Consider the following 18,757-nt stretch of genomic DNA (forward strand, 5'->3'; position numbering starts at 1 on the left):
GCCTCAGGCTTTGTCTGTCAGGTTTTTGCCGATCATGCGCACCAGCACGATGGCCGCGACGTTGGCAATCAACACCGCGATCAAACCACCGGCGGACGCCATGCCGACGTCGAACTGCACCAGCGCCTGGTTGTAGATCAGGTAGGCGAGGTTGGTCGAGGCGTAGCCGGGGCCACCGTTGGTGGTGGTGAAGATTTCGGCGAACACCGACAGCAGGAAGATGGTTTCAATCATCACCACCACCGCAATCGGCCGGGCCAGGTGCGGCAGGGTCAGGTGCCAGAAGATCGCGACCGGACCGGCTCCGTCCAGGCGTGCGGCTTCTTTCTGTTCCTGATCGAGGGACTGCATGGCGGTCATCAGGATCAGGATCGCGAAGGGCAGCCATTGCCACGAGACAATGATGATGATCGACAGCAGCGGGTAGTGCGCCAGCCAGTCCACCGGTTGCGCGCCGAACAGTTTCCAGATGTAGGCGAGAATCCCCGACACCGGATGGAAGATCAGGTTTTTCCAGATCAGCGCACCGACGGTGGGCATGATGAAGAACGGTGAAATCAACATCACCCGCACGATGCCGCGGCCGAGAAATTCACTGGCCTCCAGCAACGCGCTGATCAATACACCGAACACCACGCTGATCAGCAACACACTGCCCACCAGCAACAGGGTGTTGCTGGCGCCGGGCAGGAAACCCGAATCGCTCAGAAAGTAACTGAAGTTCTCCAGCCCCACGAACTGGTTTTCACCGGGGTAGAGCAGGTTGTAGCGAATCATTGAAAAGTAAACGGTCATGCCCAGCGGCACGATCATCCACAGCAGCAGCAACGCTACCGAGGGGCGTGACCAGAAACCAGCCGGGGTTGGTCAACCGGCTTTTACGCACCGGTTGGGGAATGTCCATGTGAGCTTTGACAGTTGAAATATTCATGGCGTTAAACCGATTAAGTGCAAGGACAGATGGAGCGCGATCCCTGTAGGAGCGAGGCTTGCCCGCGAAAGCGATTTGTCTGACACACCGCTTTCGCGGGCAAGCCTCGCTCCTACAGGATTTGGGGTTATTTGGGATAACCGGCGCGCTTCATCTCACGTTCGGTGGTTGACTGGGCGGCGGTCAGGGCCTGGTCGACCGTGGTCTGGCCGATCAACGCCGCCGAGAACAGTTTGCCGACCTGGGTGCCCACGGCCTGGAACTCAGGAATGGTTACCAACTGGATACCGATGTAGGGCACCGGTTTGGCGCTCGGCTTGCTCGGGTCCGCAGCTTTCAGCGATTCCAGTGTCACCTTGGCGAACGGCGCGGCATTCATATAGGCCTCGGTGTAGGTCGAGGCGCGAGTGCCTGGCGGCACGTTGGCGATGCCGTCTTTTTCCGCGACCAGCGCACCGTATTCCTTGGAGGTGGCCCAGGCGCTGAACGTTTTCGCCGCGTCCTTGGCCTTGGAACTGGTCGGAATGGCCAGCGCCCAGGAATACAACCAGGCCGAACCTTTGTCGGTGGTTTCATGCGGTGCGTAGGTGAAGCCGACGTGATCGCTGACCTTGCTTTGGGTCTTGTCGGTGACGAACGAGCCGGCGACGCTGGCATCGACCCAGATCGCACACTTGCCGCTGTTGAACAGCGCCAGGTTTTCGTTGAAGCCGTTGCTTGAGGCGCCCGGCGGGCCGGATTTCTTCATGGTGTCGACGTAGAAGTTCAGCGCGTTTTTCCATTCGGGGCCGATGAATTCCGGTTTCCACTGCTCATCGAACCAGCGTGCGCCGTAAGCATTGGCGACGGTGGTGATCAGCGCCATGTTCTCGCCCCAGCCAGCCTTGCCGCGCAGGCAGATGCCGTACTGCTCTTTATCCTTGTTGGTGAGTTTGCTGGCGAATTCGCCGATCTGAGTCCAGGTCGGGCGTTCCGGCATGGTCAGCCCTGCGTCCTTGAACAGGTCGGTGCGGTAATAGGTAATGGAGCTTTCAGCGTAGAACGGCAGGGCATAGAGCGTGCCCTTGACCGAAAGGCCTTCACGGACCGACGGGAACACGTCGTCGAGGGCGTAACTGGCCGGCAAGTCTTTCATCGGCTCCAGCCAACCCTTGGCGCCCCAGAGTGCGGCTTCGTACATGCCGATGGTCAACACATCGAACTGTCCGCCCTGGGTGGCGATGTCGGTGGTCAGGCGTTGACGCAGGACGTTTTCTTCGAGCACCACCCAATTGAGCTTGATGTCCGGATGCTCGGCCTCGAAGGTTTTCGAGAGTTTTTGCATGCGGATCATGTCGCTGTTGTTGACGGTGGCAATGGTCAGGGTCTGGGCGCCGAGGCTGACGCTACTGAGGGTCATGCAGGTGAGAGCAAGCAGAGCTTTTACAGAAGGTTGCATCGTGCACTCCTTTTCTGAACCCGGCGGGTACAGAAGGACAGTTATTGTTTTTGTGTCTTCCTGCGCAGGAAGAATGTGCACTGATTACAGCCTTCAATCGATGGGGTGACAAATCATCCATCGCACTGTGACCGATACTTTTTTGCACTGGGCTTTGGCGTGTGAGGCGTAAGGCACGGTTATCTAGCGATTAGCTGCTATCGAATCCGTATAGGTTTTTGATCTGTAATAGGGGGGATCTGTAGGAGCGAGGCTTGCCCGCGAAGGCGTTTTGTCTGACACACCGCCTTCGCGGGCAAGCCTCGCTCCTACGAAAAGCGGTTAGCCCAGGTTTTGCTCGGTCAAACGCTGCACTGCCAACCGCCGGTAATGCGACGGTGTCATGCCCTTGAGCTGCTGAAAACGCCGGTTGAAGTTGGAAATATTATTGAAGCCCGACTCGAAACACACATCGGTCACCGTTTTGTCGCCATCGGCCAGCAGCTCGCAGGATTTGCTGATGCGCAGGCGATTGACGAATTCGATGAAACAGCGCCCCGTGGCCTGTTTGAACACTCGGCTGAAGTAGGTCGGTGTCAGACCCAGGTGCTCGGCGACTTCTTCCAGCGGCAGTTCCCGGGCGTAATGGGCAAAGATGTAATCCACCGCCCGGTTGGTGCGGTCGATGTTGTGTTCATCGGCCAATTGCGGCGTCGTGGCACCGGAAAGCAGCTGATAGTCATCGGACGCCGCCAGCAACTCCAGCAGAATGAAAAAGTGCCCGAGCCGGGTCATGCCCCGGGTGTCGGCGATGCGCTGCATCAAGGTCATGGCCTGGCGGATCGTGCGCTTGCAGCGAAACTCGATGCCGTACTGCGCGCGCTCGAGCAAGGGTGCAAGCGTCTTGAGTTCGGCGAACACCTGATGGCCGCTTTCAAACAGTTCGTCAGTGAAGTTGACCAGCATGTCGCGCTTGGGCACCACTTCGTCTTCGGCCACCTGGCTGATCCAGTTGTGGGGCAGGTTGGGACCGGTCAGGAACAGCGTTTCCGGGTAGAAGTTACCGATGTAGTCACCGATGAACACCTTGCCGGAGCTGGCGACGATCAGGTGCAGTTCGTATTCCTTGTGGAAATGCCAGCGCACCAAAGGGCACGGGAAGCCGTGCTGACGATAGATGATGGACAACCCGTTATGGTCGTCCATCAATTCGTAGGAAGGATCGGTAACTCTGGCTGGTCGGCTCATGTCAGGGCACTTTTATTGTTATCGCCCGTTGATCATGCCTCTTTCCAGGCGCTCTGTACCAGCCTGCGACGTTCACCGTTCAGGACCGTCCATGCAACGAACGGGCATACACGGCTTTCATGCTGGAGGCGATGCAGCATTAGCGGACATAACCAACTGATAGCGCGCCTGCGTGAAAGTTTATTTGATTCGATTGTTCGCTTTTATCACGCTGGCGGTCCGGCAATAGGAAACCAGTTTTGATTCTTCAATGAAATCGACGTTGATAATGTTGCACTTGGTCGCCCAATCGCGTTTGGCGAGGTCGAACCACCAGGCAAGATTTCCCTTGATATCGACAGGGCCACCGGTAACGCTATAACAGGTTGCGGATAGTGACCACGGAGCCCATTTGCCGGGAGGGTTTTTCAGTACTTCGATGATGTGTTTTTCCAGCTCGGCGACACTCGTGTCAGCGATGCCACTCCACCTATGCTCGATTTTTTCGCAAAACCAGGCCCGATCAAGCGCTCTGTGCCATGGTGCCGCGACCAATATTCTCTGATCACTGCTGATTTTCTTGAGTTCGCCAAGGGACAGATGCATATTCCCGGCGGGAATCATTCTGCGGCCCAGATACCTGAGCATCATCTCGTTGAAAAGCCTGTAGTCAAACGGCTGTGTTCCATCTTTCAGTTCATGAAAGTCCAGAACTAAAAACTCGTCTGGGTTGTGTTGCAAGAAAAGGTTTACATCTGCAAAAAGATTCAGCACGTTGCGGGAGGAGCGGTATCCATTGTGCTGGAATCGGAATTTGTCAAACTCTGTGGCCTCGAATTCGAAGTCCAGTCGAACATCGAGCGCACGCGCACCGCTGTGCAGTTGGGCATAAAACGAGTCGTTCTGGCACGCCAGCCAGTGGGCGCCTGGAATGATCGGGTAGGACGCTTTCCAGTCACAACCGGCGTTATGGGAGCCCGGCAGCGTCAATTCACAGAGCGATAATGTATCGAGCGCCGGCGTGGCAGCCATCCAGTTGTTGAGTGCGTAGTCTTCTAAAATGCTATTGCTCATTAATGCATCCTTGCATCGATTAATAGAAAAGCCGCACCTTCGTTGTTGATAGGTCGGAAGGGGCGGCTTATTCATGTTTATAGCGATGAAAGTGTGAGTGGGCAATCGCTCGGTTAATGCAAGGTGTGTGCTATGTCGGTGTTGGCTTTTTGCTTGTTAGTTGTAGTGAAAGTTGAAAATCAATCACTATTGATTTCGATTTTTTGCCTCGATCCACTGGGCCATGTATTGAGTGCTTTTGTGATGGTGATGGCGCAACATGCTGCCAGTGAAGTTGTCCCTTCTAAGTTGTGCCAGGTGTTGCTGGCAATACAACAACTTCTCGATCAGTGCCGGGCCGTGTATCGCCGACTGATAACGATCGGCTAATAACATCTGCCCATTGGATTGGGCGCTCATCCAAAGGTCTTTGTCTTTATAAAGACGAACCGCACCATCGGCGAACTCACGCGCGGTCTGGGTCACGACGCCGGGCCACGGCTGCTCGCGGTGCATCGCTTCTGCGCCGATCGGGGTGGTGACATTGGGTGTGCCACACAGCATGGCGTCGACAATCTTGCCTTTGATACCCGCACCGAAGCGTAACGGCGCCAGGCACACCCGTGCCGCGGACATGACTTGCAATGCATCTTCTGCCCAGTTCATCACATGAAACCCTTGGGCCGCATTGTGCAGGGCGGTGGCTTTGGGCGGCGTATAGGCGCCATAGATATGCAGTTGCGCCTCTGGCAACTGCGCACGGATCAGCGGCCAGATCGTGTTTTTCATCCAGAGCACGGCATCCCAGTTGGGCGCGTGGCGGAAGTTACCGATACTGAGGAAATGCGCGCGGTCTTCAAAGGCTGGCGATTCGGTGGTCAGCGGTTCGACCATTAACGGGCACCAGTGCAGCAGTTGTTTTGGTAACCCGAACTGCTCGACCAGCAATTCAATCTCCACCTCGGAGATCATCAGGTTCAAGTCGCAGCGATACAGCGCGGCGATCTCCCGTTTCGCCAGGTCGGTATCGGCCATGAGCTCGAACTCTTCACGCAATGCCGGGGCGAATAACTCGCTGAAATCATTGGCGTCGTCACTGGCCTTCAAGCGGTCCTTGAGCCGCTGATGCCGGGCATGCCGAAGGCTTTGCAGATCGGAAGTCTCCAGCACGCGCAAGGCGTCGGGGCAGTGTTTCTCTACTCGCCAGCCGAACTGTTCCTCCATCATGAACTGGTCGAACAACACGATATCCGGGGCCAGTTCGCTGACAAAGGTGTCGAAACTGCTGTTGTTCAACTCGATCGGCACTTCGCGAATGCCCAGCGCGGTCAGGTCCGCACGGTGCTCACCGGTGCCGGCGGGGCTACTGAAGGTGATGTCCCAGCCTTGCTGCAGGAACGTATCGAGAATTTGCATCACATGCCCACCGGCCGCAGAAGAGCGGGGTTCGGGCCAGACGTAACCAATCACCAGGACTTTGGTTGCGCGGGGCTGACTCATTGACGGGTATTCCTTGAAGCGGGTAGAGGGCGCAGAGAATCGGCGTGCGAGAAAATTCAGGCCTGGACGAGTATGCCTTTGACCTTGTCCCGCAACTGATCGATAGAGAATGGCTTGCCGATGAGATACATGCCGTCTGGCACCTCGATGCTTTCGGCATAGCCGCTGGCGAACAGGATCGGCAACTCGGGACGCAGCATGCGTGCCTGCTTGGCCAATTCCCGACCGTCCATGACCGGCAACCCTACATCCGTCATCATCAAGTCGATGTACTGGTCTTCATCGTTGATGAACTCCAGCGCCGCTTCACAGCCATCCGCTGCAAGCACCTTGAATTCGAGCTCCTCCAACACATCGACGATCAGCGTGCGCACGATGGCATCGTCTTCGACGACTAGAATGGTGGAGGGATCAGTGGACATAGTGGGGCTCTCAAAGGTTGAATTCGCGGTTGCCGGACGATCGAAACCGCCGGGTTCTTGCGTGAATAAGTGACGAATCACGACAGGTTCCCGACGCGCTACAAAAACAATAGCCGCACAAGAGCCACAGAGAATAACCGCTCCTTTGTCCCAGAGCAGCTAAATGCAGGTTTTTGCCGCAAAACATGTCAGAAAAATGGATGGCCCCGGCCGTTTTGGGGCAGACTCGATGCTTTTCAACAGTACGACAAGGCTTCCCCATGACCTCTGCGTCCTCGGTTGATGAGCAACGATTCCGTAAACTCCTGAGCCGCAACGTCAGCCTGCCGTTGGGTGTCGGCGTCATCAGCGCGGTTTTCTTCGTTTCGCTGATTACCTACCTGCTGTCGGTGATCCAGTGGGTCCAACACACCGACCGGGTGATCAATAATGCCAATGAAGCGATAAAGCTGACCGTCGATCTGGAAACCGGTATGCGTGGGTTCCTGCTTAGCGGCGACGAACATTTCCTTGATCCCTACGAGACGGCCAAGCCGAGAATCGCCGTCGCTCTCAATACCTTGCTCGAATTGACCGCCGACAATCCGGTCCAGACCGATCGTCTGCGCCGGCTCCAGGCCTTGCAGACAGAATGGGCCAATTACGCGCAATCGATGATCGATTTGCAGCGCGCCAGCGGTGACTACCGTGGCGCCGTCAAGGCCGGACGCGGCAAACGGCTGACCGATGAGATCCGCAAGCAATTCGAAGACGTTATCGACATGGAGCAGCAGTTGCGTGGCACACGCAACGAAGAAGTGCGCCGCACCACGATCTGGACCATCGCCCTTTATCTGCTGTTCGTAGCCGGTATCAGCGGGTTGCTGGCCTACATTGGCCGTCAGGACTTGCTCAAACTGTCCCAAAGCTACAGCGCCAACCTCGCCGGACAACAGGCCAGTGCCCACCGCCTTGAACAGCAAGCCTGGTTACGCAACGGCCAGACCGAACTGGCCGAGCAAGTCCTGGGGCAGCTATCGCTCAATCTGTTGGGGCGCAACATCCTGCAGTTCTGCGCCCAATACTTAGGGACGGCTGTCGCGGCGATCTATGTCCGTGAAGATCATGGTGGCTTGAAACGCATCGCGTCTTACGGTTTCTCCCGGGAACAGGAAGCGCTTGAACAGCAGATTTACAGTGGCGAAGGGATTGTCGGTCAGGTGGCGCAGCAGGCGCGCTTGATCCGTCTCGATGACGTCCCTGGTGGCTACTTCAAAGTCAGCTCCGGCCTGGGCGAAGGTTTACCGCACAGTGTGCTGGTGGTGCCGACCAGCGACGACGATCGGGTCAATGGTGTGATCGAACTGGGGTTCCTGCGCACGCTGACGGATCGCGATGTTGAACTGCTCGAATTGATTGCCGGCAACATCGGCACCTCGATCGAGGCCGCCCGCTATCGCCAGCGCTTGCAGGAAGTGCTGGCCGAAGCCCAGCAACTCAACGAAGAGCTGCAAGTTCAGCAAGAAGAACTCAAGACCGCCAACGAGGAGCTGGAAGAGCAGTCGCGGATTCTCAAGGAGTCCCAGACTCACCTGGAAATCCAGCAGGTAGCGCTGGAGCAAACCAATAAACAACTCGCCGAGCAGGGGCAGATCCTGGCCGCGCAACGCGATGCCATGGACCTGAAGAACACCGAGCTGAATCTGGCTCAAGTTGAGCTCGAAGCGCGCGCCGAAGAATTGCAGCGCTCAAGCAAATACAAGTCCGAATTCCTCGCCAACATGTCCCACGAGCTGCGCACGCCGCTGAACAGTTCATTGATTCTGGCCAAACTGCTGGCGGAAAACCCGCAGGAAAACCTCAGCGGCGAGCAGGTCAAGTTCGCCGAGTCGATCTATTCCGCTGGCAATGACTTGCTTAACCTGATCAACGACATTCTCGACATTTCCAAGGTCGAGGCCGGCAAGCTTGAGGTCCGTCCGGAGAACACCAGTGTTGCGCGTCTGGTGGAAGGTCTGCGAGGCATGTTCCAGCCGTTGGCTGCGCAAAAGAACCTGGATTTGCAGATCCAGTTGCAGGCCGATGCACCGCTGATGCTGTTCACTGACCGCCAGCGGCTGGAGCAAGTGATCAAGAATCTGCTGTCCAACGCGGTGAAGTTCACCGAAAAGGGCACCGTCAACCTGAGCGTCGCTGCTCAGCCGGGCAACGGCATCGCTTTTATTGTCGGCGATTCCGGCATCGGTATTGCGCCGGACCAGCAGGAAAGCATTTTCGAAGCCTTCCGTCAGGCCGATGGCACCATCAATCGTCGTTACGGCGGCACTGGCCTGGGCTTGTCGATTTCTCGTGATCTGGCCACCTTGTTGGGCGGCTCGATCAGTGTGACCAGTACGGCTGGGCAGGGCAGTGTGTTCACCCTGGTGCTGCCGCAGCACTACGTCGAGCCGGGCGACGCACCTGTCGAGACGATGAAAGCCACGCCGGTTGTCATGCCCCAAAGCACCATGGTTGCTGCGCCTGTGCCGCTGATTGGCGCCGTCGATATTCCGCGTTTCGACGATGATCGCAACAAGGCGCCATTCGCCACTCGCTGCATTCTGGTGGTGGAAGATGAGCCGAACTTTGCGCTCATTCTCTACGACCTGGCCCATGAACTGGGTTATCAATGCCTGGTGGCCCACGGCGCAGACGAAGGCTACGACTTGGCCAGACAATTCGTCCCCGATGCGATTCTGCTGGACATGCGCCTGCCGGATCATTCCGGTCTGACGGTATTGCAGCGACTGAAAGAACAGGCCGAAACCCGGCACATCCCGGTGCATGTGATTTCGGTCGAAGACCGCGTCGAGGCCGCCATGCATATGGGCGCCATCGGTTATGCGGTCAAGCCCACCACGCGTGAGGAACTCAAGGATGTATTCGCCCGTCTCGAAGCCAAACTGACGCAGAAGGTCAAACGCGTATTGCTGGTTGAAGACGACGATGTGCAACGCGACAGCATCGCCCGGCTGATCGGCGACGAGGACATTGAAATCACCGCCGTCGGCCTGGCGCAGGATGCACTCGACTTGCTGCGCACCACGATTTTCGACTGCATGATCATCGACCTGAAGCTGCCGGACATGCTCGGCAACGACTTGCTCAAACGCATGTCCACCGAGGATATCTGCTCGTTCCCGCCGGTGATCGTCTATACCGGACGTAACCTGACCCGGGACGAAGAGGCCGAGCTGCGCAAGTATTCGCGCTCGATCATCATCAAGGGCGCGCGCTCGCCCGAGCGGTTGCTGGACGAAGTGACACTCTTTCTGCACAAGGTCGAATCGCGCTTGTCCCATGAGCGCCAGACGATGCTCAAGACCGCCCGCAGCCGCGACAAGGTTTTCGAGGGGCGTAAAGTGCTGCTGGTGGACGACGATGTACGCAACATCTTCGCCCTCACCAGCGCGCTGGAGCAAAAAGGCGCAATCGTGGTCATTGGTCGCAACGGCCGTGAAGCGATCGAGAGATTGAATGAAGTCGAGGACATTGACCTGGTGCTGATGGACGTGATGATGCCGGAAATGGACGGTTTCGAAGCCACCCTCGAAATCCGCAAGGACTCGCGCTGGCGCAAGTTGCCGATCATTGCGGTGACGGCCAAGGCCATGAAGGACGATCAGGAGCGCTGCTTGCACGCCGGCGCCAACGACTACCTGGCCAAGCCCATCGACCTGGATCGCCTGTTTTCGTTGATCCGTGTGTGGTTACCGAAGATGGAACGCATTTAGTGGAGCTCAGTACCGAAATCGAGTTGCGCTTGTTGATAGAGGCGATCTACCTCAAGTACAGCTACGATTTTCGCGATTACTCCGGCGCGTCGATCAAGCGCCGGGTTAATCACGCCTTGAATCAGTTCGAGTGCAAGACCGTCTCGGCGCTGCAAGAGAAGGTTCTGCACGATCCGGTCGCGTTCATGCAACTGCTGCAATTGCTGACGATCCCGGTCAGCGAAATGTTCCGCGACCCTTCGCACTTCCTGGCGCTGCGTCGGGAAGTGGTGCCATTGCTCAAGACCTATCCGTCGATCAAGGTCTGGATCGCTGGTTGCAGCACCGGCGAAGAGGTCTATTCGATGGCGATTCTGCTGCGCGAAGAAGGCCTGCTGGATCGCACCATCCTCTATGCCACCGACATCAATCCGCGCTCGCTGGATAAAGCCAGGCAGGGGATTTTCTCCCTGGAGAATGTCCGGGCCTACACTCACAACTACCAGCAGGCTGGTGGTCAGCGTTCATTTGCCGATTACTACACGGCGGCCTATGGTTACGCCATTTTCGACAAGAGCCTGTGCGACAACGTGACCTTCGCCGATCACAGCCTGGCCACCGACAGCGTGTTCTCGGAAACTCAGTTGATTTCGTGCCGTAATGTATTGATTTATTTCAATAAAAAACTACAGGGTCGCGCGTTTGGCTTGTTTCACGAATCCCTGTGTCATCGGGGCTTTCTGGCACTGGGCAGTAAGGAAACCCTGGATTTTTCGGCCTATGGCAATCAGTTTGAAGCATTGGTCAAATCAGAACGGATATACCGCAAATCATGAACAGGGCAATGCTGGAAGGAGTCGCATGTTAGGAAACATCCAGGCCAAACTGCTGATCGTCGACGACCTGCCGGAAAACCTTCTGGCGCTGGAAGCATTGATCAGGCGTGAAGATCGTATTGTCTACAAGGCCCTGTCCGCCGACGAAGCCTTATCGCTGTTGCTGCAACACGAATTCGCCATGGCCATTCTCGATGTGCAGATGCCCGGCATGAACGGCTTCGAGCTGGCCGAGTTGATGCGCGGCACGGAAAAAACCAAAAACATCCCGATTGTGTTCGTCAGTGCCGCCGGGCGTGAGCTTAATTACGCGTTCAAGGGCTACGAAAGCGGTGCGGTAGACTTCCTGCACAAGCCGCTGGATGTTCACGCCGTCAAGAGCAAGGTCAATGTCTTCGTCGACCTGTATCGCCAGAGCAAAGCGATGAAGCATCAGGTCGAAGCGCTGGAGCAAAGTCGCCGGGAGCAGGAGGCGCTGCTCAAACAGTTGCAGAACACCCAGAATGAGCTGGAGCAAGCGGTGCGCATGCGTGATGACTTCATGTCCATCGTTGCTCACGAAGTCCGTACGCCGCTCAATGGCCTGATTCTCGAAACCCAATTGCGCAAAATGCACCTGGCCCGCAATAACGCCGCGGCATTCACGCTGGACAAGATGCACGCCATGGTCGATCGCGACGAGCGGCAGATCAAAAGCCTGATCCGCCTGATCGAAGACATGCTCGATGTGTCGCGGATCCGCACTGGCAAACTGTCGATCCGCCCCAGTCGGCTTGACCTTGTACAACTGGTGAACAACCTTCTGCAAAACTTCGCGCCGCAGGTCGAGGCCGCCGAGTCGTCGGTGACCTTGACGGCCTTGCAGCCCGTGGTGGGCCACTGGGACGAATTCCGTATCGAACAAGTGATTTCCAATTTGTTGACCAATGCGCTGCGTTATGGCGCCAAGAGCCAGATCGACGTACGCGTGTACAATCAGGACGGGCAAGCGCAGGTTGAGATTCAGGATCGCGGTATCGGGATCAGTGAAGAGGATCAGCAGCGCATTTTTCAGCAGTTCGAACGGGTTTCCGCCAAGGCCGTTGTAGCGGGGCTGGGCCTGGGGCTGTTTATTTCGGAGCAGATTGTCGCCGCCCATGGTGGCTCCATCACCGTCGAGAGCCGGATTGGCGAAGGCGCCTTGTTTCGCGTTTGTCTGCCGCTGCAGGAAAACAGCCCGATAAACGCAACCTCTGAGTGACCGCACGGTCGTATCAGCAGCTATTGACCGAACAAAGGCTTTCCATGAGTGAAGATGCACAAGATGTGGTACTGATCGTCGAGGATGACCCTTCGATCTTGATGGTGCTGTCTGCTTACTTGTCGGGTGAGGGTTACCGGGTGCTGCAAGCCGAAAACGGCGAGCAGGCCTTTGAAATTCTGGCGAGCAAACCGCATCTGGACATGATGATCACCGACTTCCGCTTACCGGGGGGAATCTCTGGCGTGCAGATCGCCGAACCCGCCGTGAAGCTGCGACCGGAGCTCAAGGTGATTTTCATCAGCGGCTATCCGCAGGAAATTCGCGAGACCGACAGCCCGATCACCCGCAAAGCACCGATCCTGGGCAAGCCGTTCGATCTGGATGTTTTGCAACAGATCATGCAGGACATGTTGTCCTGAAGTTGCGTCGGCAAATGTGCCGACGCACTGCAAAGTCACCGCGAGGGGCGTTACTTGACCTGATCCGCCACGCTGTAGATGAACTGCGCGTCTGCCGAAGTGGTACGCGGCAAGATGATTTTGATGATGGGGATCCGCCGTCCACCCGTCTTGTTGTAGAAGTCCCGTTGATCATGTTGCGCACTCGACAAACCGTCATCGAGGTAAAAGAACGCTTCAATGGGCAGTTCATTGGGAATATTTTGTGGCCAGGTTTTAAGGATCAGCTCGATGTAGTCATAAGCGCGCTGAGGGTCGTTATTGCGGGGAAAGAAGCCCGCTTCGTTGTGGGAAAGAATAGTCCGGTGAAACGACGGAGCCCCCAGATGGTTCATGGCATCGCTGACGTCGTAGCCGCACATTCTGTAGCCCATCTTGTATTGATTCCAGCGCGTTACCCATTGAGCGGAAAAGTTTATTCCCACCGTATGGCAAGGGCCGCTGCCTGCGGGGTCCAGATAGTGTGCGCCGCAGCCGGCCTTGTCACGGTTACCGGTGCCGCCATCCATGGGAAAGGCACAAAGCACTTCGATTTGCCGGGTGCCAACAGGCCGATTCAGAACTGGATAAAGGATAAAACCGTTCTTCTGTCCATAAACAAGTTCGGAAAATTTCGCGTCACGGCTTAGATACGAAAAAGATACGCCCCCACTTCTGACTGAGCCCGGGCTTGGGTTCCAGCTGGAATAGGCGTCCGATGCCACGGTGGACCGCAACATTACCCCGCGGCACAAAAAGGCCGGCATTGAGTCCGTACCGCATGTGAGACGAGTATCGTTGTATTGCGCGGTCAGATTGGCCGCCACCGTTGCGCCACTCTGCGCCGTGCTGTTGGTTGTGCTGGCGATACCGGACTCAGCTTGCACGGCCATGGGTGCCTGTTCCACCGGGGCCGATTGTTGTTGTTGTTGTTGTTGTTGTTGTTGTTGTTGTTGTTCGCGAACCTGACAGCCCGCCAAAACAACCATCAACATTAGCGCGATGATTTTTTTCATTGCCTGTTCATCCCTTGATGTGACCTGCGCGTGGCAGGCGAGCGCAGAGCGACCGATCAGAGGCCATGCCGCGGACTTCAGAGGAGAGTTAATCAAGGAGGAAGCGCACTGAATAGCTGTCAGAGTTGGCAGGTGACAGCCCTCGAACTGTCATATACCGTTGTCGGTTGGTTCGATGCGGAAAAAGCGTTTTGAGCGGTCTGCCAGCTATCGCGGTCAGACACGGGGCGAAGTTGATGACAGCACCTGTTAGTTCTGACAGTTGACCGAAGAGGCTGAAAAGCGAATAAATGTCTCTCGCATTTCTCTGGCTTGCTTGCGCACAGCCGATGCCGAGACTGAACGCCATGCACCGAGACACACCGACACTTGCAGTGATTGAACCGCGTGGCGTTTTGGTGCGGAGTGTCGCTTATCATCGGCGGTCGAGCACGCAGACTCCCCGGGCCCACATCACTCAGCACACTCTCGACCTCGCGGGACGTACCAGCCACAGCCGTGATCCACGGCTGTTTGCTCTCCATCAAGACGACGAATCGACACGCGCCAATCAAACCACGCTCACCAGCCTGTCGGGCCGCGCGTTGCTGTCCAACAATGTGGATGCCGGTTGGCGACTGAGCCTGACCGGTGCAGCCGATCAGGCGCTGGAGAGTTGGGATGAGCAACTCAACCACCAGCGGTTTGTCTACGATTCACTGATGCGTCCGCTGTTCGGTTTCGAGCAGGTGGTGGGTGAAGAGCAACGACGCACCCTTTGTTTTACCTACGCCGACGCCAGCACCGAATCCGCCCGGCATAACCGCTGCGGCCAGTTGATCCGCCATGACGACAGCGCCGGCACTCAGCACTTCAGCGAGTTCAGTGTCCTCGGCGTGTCGCTTGAGCAGTCCCGCCGCTTTCTTGAAAGTCCCGAAATCCCCGATTGGCCAGCGCCCGAAGCTGAACGCGATCAACTGCTGGAACTTCAGGAGGCGGTCACGCGCGCAGGCTGCAACGCCGTCGGCGAGTTGATCGAACACATCGATGCCTTGGGCAGCGTGCAGTCCTTGCGTCAGACCGTGGCCGGAGAGTTGTACGAAACCTGCGTGACACTGGCCGGTGACGTGACGCCAACCACTCTGGTCAGTCAGATTCAATACAACGCCTTCGGACAAATCGAGCATCAAACAGCCGGCAACGGTGTGGTCACCTTCGCGACATTCGATCCGGCTGACGGGCGCTTGAAAACCCTGCTTGCACAAGTGCCGGGGGCGGCGCCGCTGCAGAATCTGAACTACACCTACGATCCGGTGGGCAATCCGGTGCGCATCAGTGACGATGCCCAGCCCATTCGCTATTTCCGTAATCAACGGATCGCCGCCATCAACACCTACGGGTATGACACCCTCTATCGACTCATCGAGGCTCGCGGCCGGCAGCGGATCAACGCATCAAGCGGGCCTGGGTTGCCCGAGTTCGTCTCGTTGCCCGATGCGAATCAGGTGGAAAACTACCGGCAGACTTTTGACTACGACCCCGGTGGCAACCTGGAAATCCTGTATCACAGCGCCGACAGCGGCAGCCGCACCGAATGCACCGCAGTGGCGGCGTTGAGCAATCGCAGCCTGCCTTGGATCGACGGTAGCGAACGTCCAACCGACGCTGAAATCGAAGCCGGTTACGACGCCAACGGCAACCTCAAGACGCTGCAACGCGGCCAGGCATTGCAGTGGGATGCGCTCAACTGCCTGCGCCAGGTCGATCAGGTCGTCCGTGACGACGGGCCCAATGATGCAGAGTGCTACGTGTATGACGGCAGTGGCCAACGCCTGCGAAAAATCCGTACCGCCTATACCGGAACCCTGACCCGAACCCACGAAACCCGCTACCTGCCGGGCGTGGAGATTCGCACAAGTCCTGAGGAAACCCTGCATGTGATCAGTGTCCAGGCCGGACGCTGCCGCGTGCAGATCCTGCATTGGGCAAAGGGTCAGCCAACGGGTATCGCAGCCAATCAGCAGCGCTACACCCTGACCGACCATTTGGGCTCGAGCACGCTGGAACTGGACAAATACGCCGATTTCATCAGCGAGGAAAGTTATTACCCCTATGGCGGTACGGCGTGGTGGGCCGGTCGGGACAAAGTGGAGGCGAGCTACAAGACCATTCGTTACTCGGGGCAGGAGCGCGATGCGACGGGGCTGTATTACTACGGATTTCGGTACTACATGCCATGGCGCCAGCGTTGGTTGAGTACGGACCCAGCGGGGGTGGCGGAAGGATTGAATTTGTATGGGATGGTCGCCTGCAATCCGATGAAGTACGTGGACTCTGCAGGACTCTCGCGAGAGGAAAGTGGCAAGGCGATGCTCGCAGCGGCGACGCAGGATTTTGGGGCAAAGCTTGTGGGGGCGGGAATGAGATATGGACTGTCACTCGCATTGGGCAGTTTTAACCCGGTGAACTGGCTTGTAACAGGTGTGGGTGGAGCGTCGGCCGCTGCGAATGGCGCAATCGTGGGCATTTCATGGGTTCGATCTCTTCAAGATGATGACATCGGTGATTTTCGTCGGTATGCCGAGCTGGCAGCCGGAGCCGCTGGAGGAGCCTTATTTACCGCTGCACCCGTCATCATTGGACATTTCACAAATCCGGGAATGAATCTTGAGGCGCTGAAAGAAGTGCCCTCACTGATCGGCAATCTAGGGTTTGAGGTCACTGCTCAAAGTATTGAGAAGGCGTTTCCAGGTAACTCCTGGGCAGGAAAGCCTCCGAAGTCGGGAATTGTTGCCGAAACCGCCGCCACCATCACGGTCAAAGGGGCGATGGCAATCGCAGCCTACAATCTGTTCGAAACACCTGAATTGTTAAGTGCTGAAGGGTTTACCCAAGAAGTTGTCTTTTCCGCGGCGACCAAGGGATCGGTCGTGGCGACCAATAGCGGCGTGCGGACTTTTTATCCCGAACTGGCTCCCTATCAAACGGCTCAAGGGGGAGAGCCCGAGATAGCTGGGGTAAAACTGGCCAGTGACGTGGCGACGCGGGCCTTCTTTAATACCATTCCGAGGCTGGTTGATCTGGCGTTGCAATCAAACCCGGTAACTGCCGTCGTGGGTGATGGAAAACTGAGCAGCACTCTGAGTTTTGCGGCTAAGTCGACCTTTCAGGTGGCACGCAATCAATACAAGCGTGATATCAAATCCGGCCTCGACAGGTTGGTAGCCAACCCTCAGCGACTGTTGGAAACAAAGGGTAAAAATTACGGCAGCACAGGGGTCTAGACCTTTCTGCTTCGAAACTATTGCGCAATCATCTCCCGCACCTTCTCCGTCAACAAATCGAAGGTGAACGGCTTGGTGATCATCTGCATGCCAGGGTCAAGAAAGCCACCTCGCACGGCGGCGTGTTCGGCATACCCGGTGATGAACAATACCTTGAGGTCAGGCCGATACTGCCGGCCGATTTCCGCCAGTTGCCGGCCGTTCATGCCCGGCAGCCCCACGTCGCTGATCAACAGGTCGATTCGCTGGCCGGAGTCGAGAATCGGCACGGCGCTGTCGGCGTCGCCCGCTTCAACGAAGGCGTAGCCCAATTCACTCAATACGGCGCTGACCAGGACTCGCACGGCGGGATCGTCCTCGACGATCAGCACGGTTTCGCCGTCCCGGGCGTAAGGAGCGTGTTGGGTATCGACTCGGGTGTCCTGGAGCAGTTCTCCGCTGAAACGCGGCAGAAACAGACTGACCGTGGTGCCTTTTCCGACTTCACTGTGAATGCTGACGTGTCCGCCGGACTGTTTGCTGAAACCGTAAATCATCGACAACCCCAGGCCCGTGCCCTGGCCGATGGGTTTGGTTGTGAAAAATGGATCGAAGGCCCGGTTGATGGTGCTTTGCGGCATGCCGTAACCGGTATCGGTGACGCTCAGGACGATGTAATCGCCCGGTTGCAGATTGCTGTGTGCCTCGGTGAACCCCGTATCCAGATGCTGATTGGAGGTTTTGACCAGCAGCTTTCCGCCGTCGGGCATGGCATCCCGGGCGTTGAGCACCAGGTTGAGCAGGGCGCTTTCGAGTTGGTTGGGGTCGGCCTCGGCCACCCACAGTTGCTCGTCCAGCTGCATTTCCAGGTGAATGCTTTCGTTGATGCTGCGCTGTAACAGTTCACCCATGGACACCACAAGAGTGTTCATCTGCACGGGTTTTGAATCCAGCGACTGACGCCGAGAGAACGCCAGCAGACGATGCGTCAGGCCCGCGGCGCGGTTGGCTGAGGTCACCCCAAGATCGATCAAACTGTCCAGGTCTTCGGTGCGTCCCCGGGCCAGGCGACGACGCAGCAGCTCCAGGCTGCCGATGATGCCGGTCAGCATGTTGTTGAAGTCGTGGGCAATACCGCCGGTGAGTTGGCCGACCGCTTCCATTTTCTGCGACTGCCTGAGAACCTCTTCGTTGTGGCGCAATTGCGCGGTGCGTTCCTCGACCTGTTGCTCGAGGGTTTCCAGGGTATTTTGCAGGCGCAGTTCGCTTTGGCTCAGATCAATCAACCGGTCCCTGGCTTCATACTGCCGTCGTCGCCCGCGCAAGGCGGTGGTGACCAGGCTGATCAGCGTGACCGGATGAAACGGCCGCTCGAGAAAGGTCACGTTGCCCAGTAGCAAACCGAGTCGCGACGCAGGGTTTTGCTCGGGGCCACCGTGGTGGGTCAGCAGTACGATCGGCAGATCCGACCACGCCGGTTGCTGTTCGATCTGACCCAGCAGCGGTTCAAGGTCGGCGCCCAATAAAGCCTCGGAAGCAATCACCAGCAGGCCGGCACCTAGCGACAGCTCATTGCACAACGCGCCCAGATCCCGGGTGATGACCCCGTCGACCCCTGCCTCGTTGAGCATCATCAGCGCGATCTGGCTGTCGCGTCCCAACGGCGCAAGAATGATCGCACGCTCGGACATCGCCTCCATGG

The 18,757-nt window shown here is 57.2% G+C and carries 12 protein-coding genes and 1 pseudogene; 5 read left to right on the forward strand and 8 right to left on the reverse strand.

Features of this window, described 5'->3' with window-relative positions; all coding sequences use genetic code 11:
- Positions 1-3: 3 nt before the first annotated feature.
- From AB7M22_RS10820 to AB7M22_RS10845, 6 genes and pseudogenes are all read right to left on the reverse strand, one after another.
- Positions 4-904 (reverse strand): annotated as a pseudogene (locus AB7M22_RS10820) (carbohydrate ABC transporter permease).
- 154 nt (positions 905-1,058) lie between these two features.
- Positions 1,059-2,369: an ABC transporter substrate-binding protein gene (locus AB7M22_RS10825; RefSeq protein ID WP_454186262.1), complete on the reverse strand. Its 1,311-nt coding sequence runs from the start codon at positions 2,367-2,369 to the stop codon at positions 1,059-1,061.
- Between the two features lie 321 nt (positions 2,370-2,690).
- On the reverse strand, positions 2,691-3,596 hold the full coding sequence (locus AB7M22_RS10830) for an AraC family transcriptional regulator (RefSeq protein WP_454186263.1): 906 nt from the start codon (positions 3,594-3,596) through the stop codon (positions 2,691-2,693).
- A 180-nt stretch (positions 3,597-3,776) separates the two neighbouring features.
- Entirely contained in the window at positions 3,777-4,649 is an 873-nt protein-coding gene (locus tag AB7M22_RS10835; protein WP_454186264.1) for a phospholipase, read from the reverse strand.
- Between the two features lie 186 nt (positions 4,650-4,835).
- Positions 4,836-6,128, reverse strand: a complete 1,293-nt coding sequence (locus AB7M22_RS10840) for a glycosyltransferase (protein ID WP_454186265.1) — start codon at positions 6,126-6,128, stop codon at positions 4,836-4,838.
- Positions 6,129-6,184: 56 nt separating this feature from the next.
- Positions 6,185-6,550, reverse strand: coding sequence for a response regulator (locus AB7M22_RS10845; protein ID WP_008011577.1), 366 nt, complete (start codon positions 6,548-6,550; stop codon positions 6,185-6,187).
- Between the two features lie 260 nt (positions 6,551-6,810).
- Here AB7M22_RS10845 and AB7M22_RS10850 point away from each other — a divergent pair, with 260 nt between their 5' ends.
- The 4 genes from AB7M22_RS10850 to AB7M22_RS10865 are packed head-to-tail and all read left to right on the forward strand — an operon-like array spanning position 6,811 to position 12,779.
- Positions 6,811-10,302: a response regulator gene (locus AB7M22_RS10850; protein WP_454186266.1), complete on the forward strand. Its 3,492-nt coding sequence runs from the start codon at positions 6,811-6,813 to the stop codon at positions 10,300-10,302.
- The gene (locus AB7M22_RS10855) at positions 10,302-11,117 is read left to right on the forward strand and encodes a CheR family methyltransferase (RefSeq protein WP_454186267.1); all 816 of its coding nucleotides are present in this window, start codon (positions 10,302-10,304) and stop codon (positions 11,115-11,117) included. The genes AB7M22_RS10850 and AB7M22_RS10855 overlap by 1 nt, the downstream gene beginning before the upstream one ends.
- 25 nt (positions 11,118-11,142) lie before the next feature.
- On the forward strand, positions 11,143-12,357 hold the full coding sequence (locus AB7M22_RS10860; RefSeq protein WP_454186268.1) for a hybrid sensor histidine kinase/response regulator: 1,215 nt from the start codon (positions 11,143-11,145) through the stop codon (positions 12,355-12,357).
- A gap of 44 nt (positions 12,358-12,401) precedes the next feature.
- A complete protein-coding gene (locus tag AB7M22_RS10865) occupies positions 12,402-12,779 on the forward strand; it encodes a response regulator (protein WP_007905602.1) in 378 nt (125 codons plus the stop codon).
- A gap of 50 nt (positions 12,780-12,829) precedes the next feature.
- Here AB7M22_RS10865 and AB7M22_RS10870 read toward each other — a convergent pair whose 3' ends face one another.
- Positions 12,830-13,813, reverse strand: coding sequence for a halovibrin HvnA (locus AB7M22_RS10870; RefSeq protein WP_454186269.1), 984 nt, complete (start codon positions 13,811-13,813; stop codon positions 12,830-12,832).
- Positions 13,814-14,103: 290 nt separating this feature from the next.
- Here AB7M22_RS10870 and AB7M22_RS10875 point away from each other — a divergent pair, with 290 nt between their 5' ends.
- Positions 14,104-17,076 carry an RHS repeat-associated core domain-containing protein gene (locus AB7M22_RS10875; protein WP_454186270.1) on the forward strand — a complete coding sequence of 991 codons (2,973 nt, stop codon included), beginning with the start codon at positions 14,104-14,106 and terminating at the stop codon, positions 17,074-17,076.
- A 17-nt stretch (positions 17,077-17,093) separates the two neighbouring features.
- On the opposite strand, the gene AB7M22_RS10880 is transcribed toward AB7M22_RS10875, so the two are convergent.
- Positions 17,094-18,755, reverse strand: coding sequence for an ATP-binding protein (locus AB7M22_RS10880; RefSeq protein WP_454188787.1), 1,662 nt, complete (start codon positions 18,753-18,755; stop codon positions 17,094-17,096).
- Positions 18,756-18,757: the final 2 nt, after the last annotated feature.

This window comes from Pseudomonas sp. ADAK2 TE3594, assembly GCF_053628675.1.

Excerpts from the sequence above, each read along its gene's own strand:
- AB7M22_RS10825 (WP_454186262.1), bottom strand. The coding sequence starts at position 2,369 with ATGCAACCTTCTGTAAAAGCTCTGCTTGCTCTCACCTGCATGACCCTC.
- AB7M22_RS10830 (WP_454186263.1), bottom strand. The coding sequence starts at position 3,596 with ATGAGCCGACCAGCCAGAGTTACCGATCCTTCCTACGAATTGATGGAC.
- AB7M22_RS10835 (WP_454186264.1), bottom strand. The coding sequence starts at position 4,649 with ATGAGCAATAGCATTTTAGAAGACTACGCACTCAACAACTGGATGGCT.
- AB7M22_RS10840 (WP_454186265.1), bottom strand. The coding sequence starts at position 6,128 with ATGAGTCAGCCCCGCGCAACCAAAGTCCTGGTGATTGGTTACGTCTGG.
- AB7M22_RS10845 (WP_008011577.1), bottom strand. The coding sequence starts at position 6,550 with ATGTCCACTGATCCCTCCACCATTCTAGTCGTCGAAGACGATGCCATC.
- AB7M22_RS10850 (WP_454186266.1), top strand. The coding sequence starts at position 6,811 with ATGACCTCTGCGTCCTCGGTTGATGAGCAACGATTCCGTAAACTCCTG.
- AB7M22_RS10860 (WP_454186268.1), top strand. The coding sequence starts at position 11,143 with ATGTTAGGAAACATCCAGGCCAAACTGCTGATCGTCGACGACCTGCCG.
- AB7M22_RS10865 (WP_007905602.1), top strand. The coding sequence starts at position 12,402 with ATGAGTGAAGATGCACAAGATGTGGTACTGATCGTCGAGGATGACCCT.
- AB7M22_RS10870 (WP_454186269.1), bottom strand. The coding sequence starts at position 13,813 with ATGAAAAAAATCATCGCGCTAATGTTGATGGTTGTTTTGGCGGGCTGT.
- AB7M22_RS10875 (WP_454186270.1), top strand. The coding sequence starts at position 14,104 with ATGTCTCTCGCATTTCTCTGGCTTGCTTGCGCACAGCCGATGCCGAGA.
- AB7M22_RS10880 (WP_454188787.1), bottom strand. The coding sequence starts at position 18,755 with ATGGAGGCGATGTCCGAGCGTGCGATCATTCTTGCGCCGTTGGGACGC.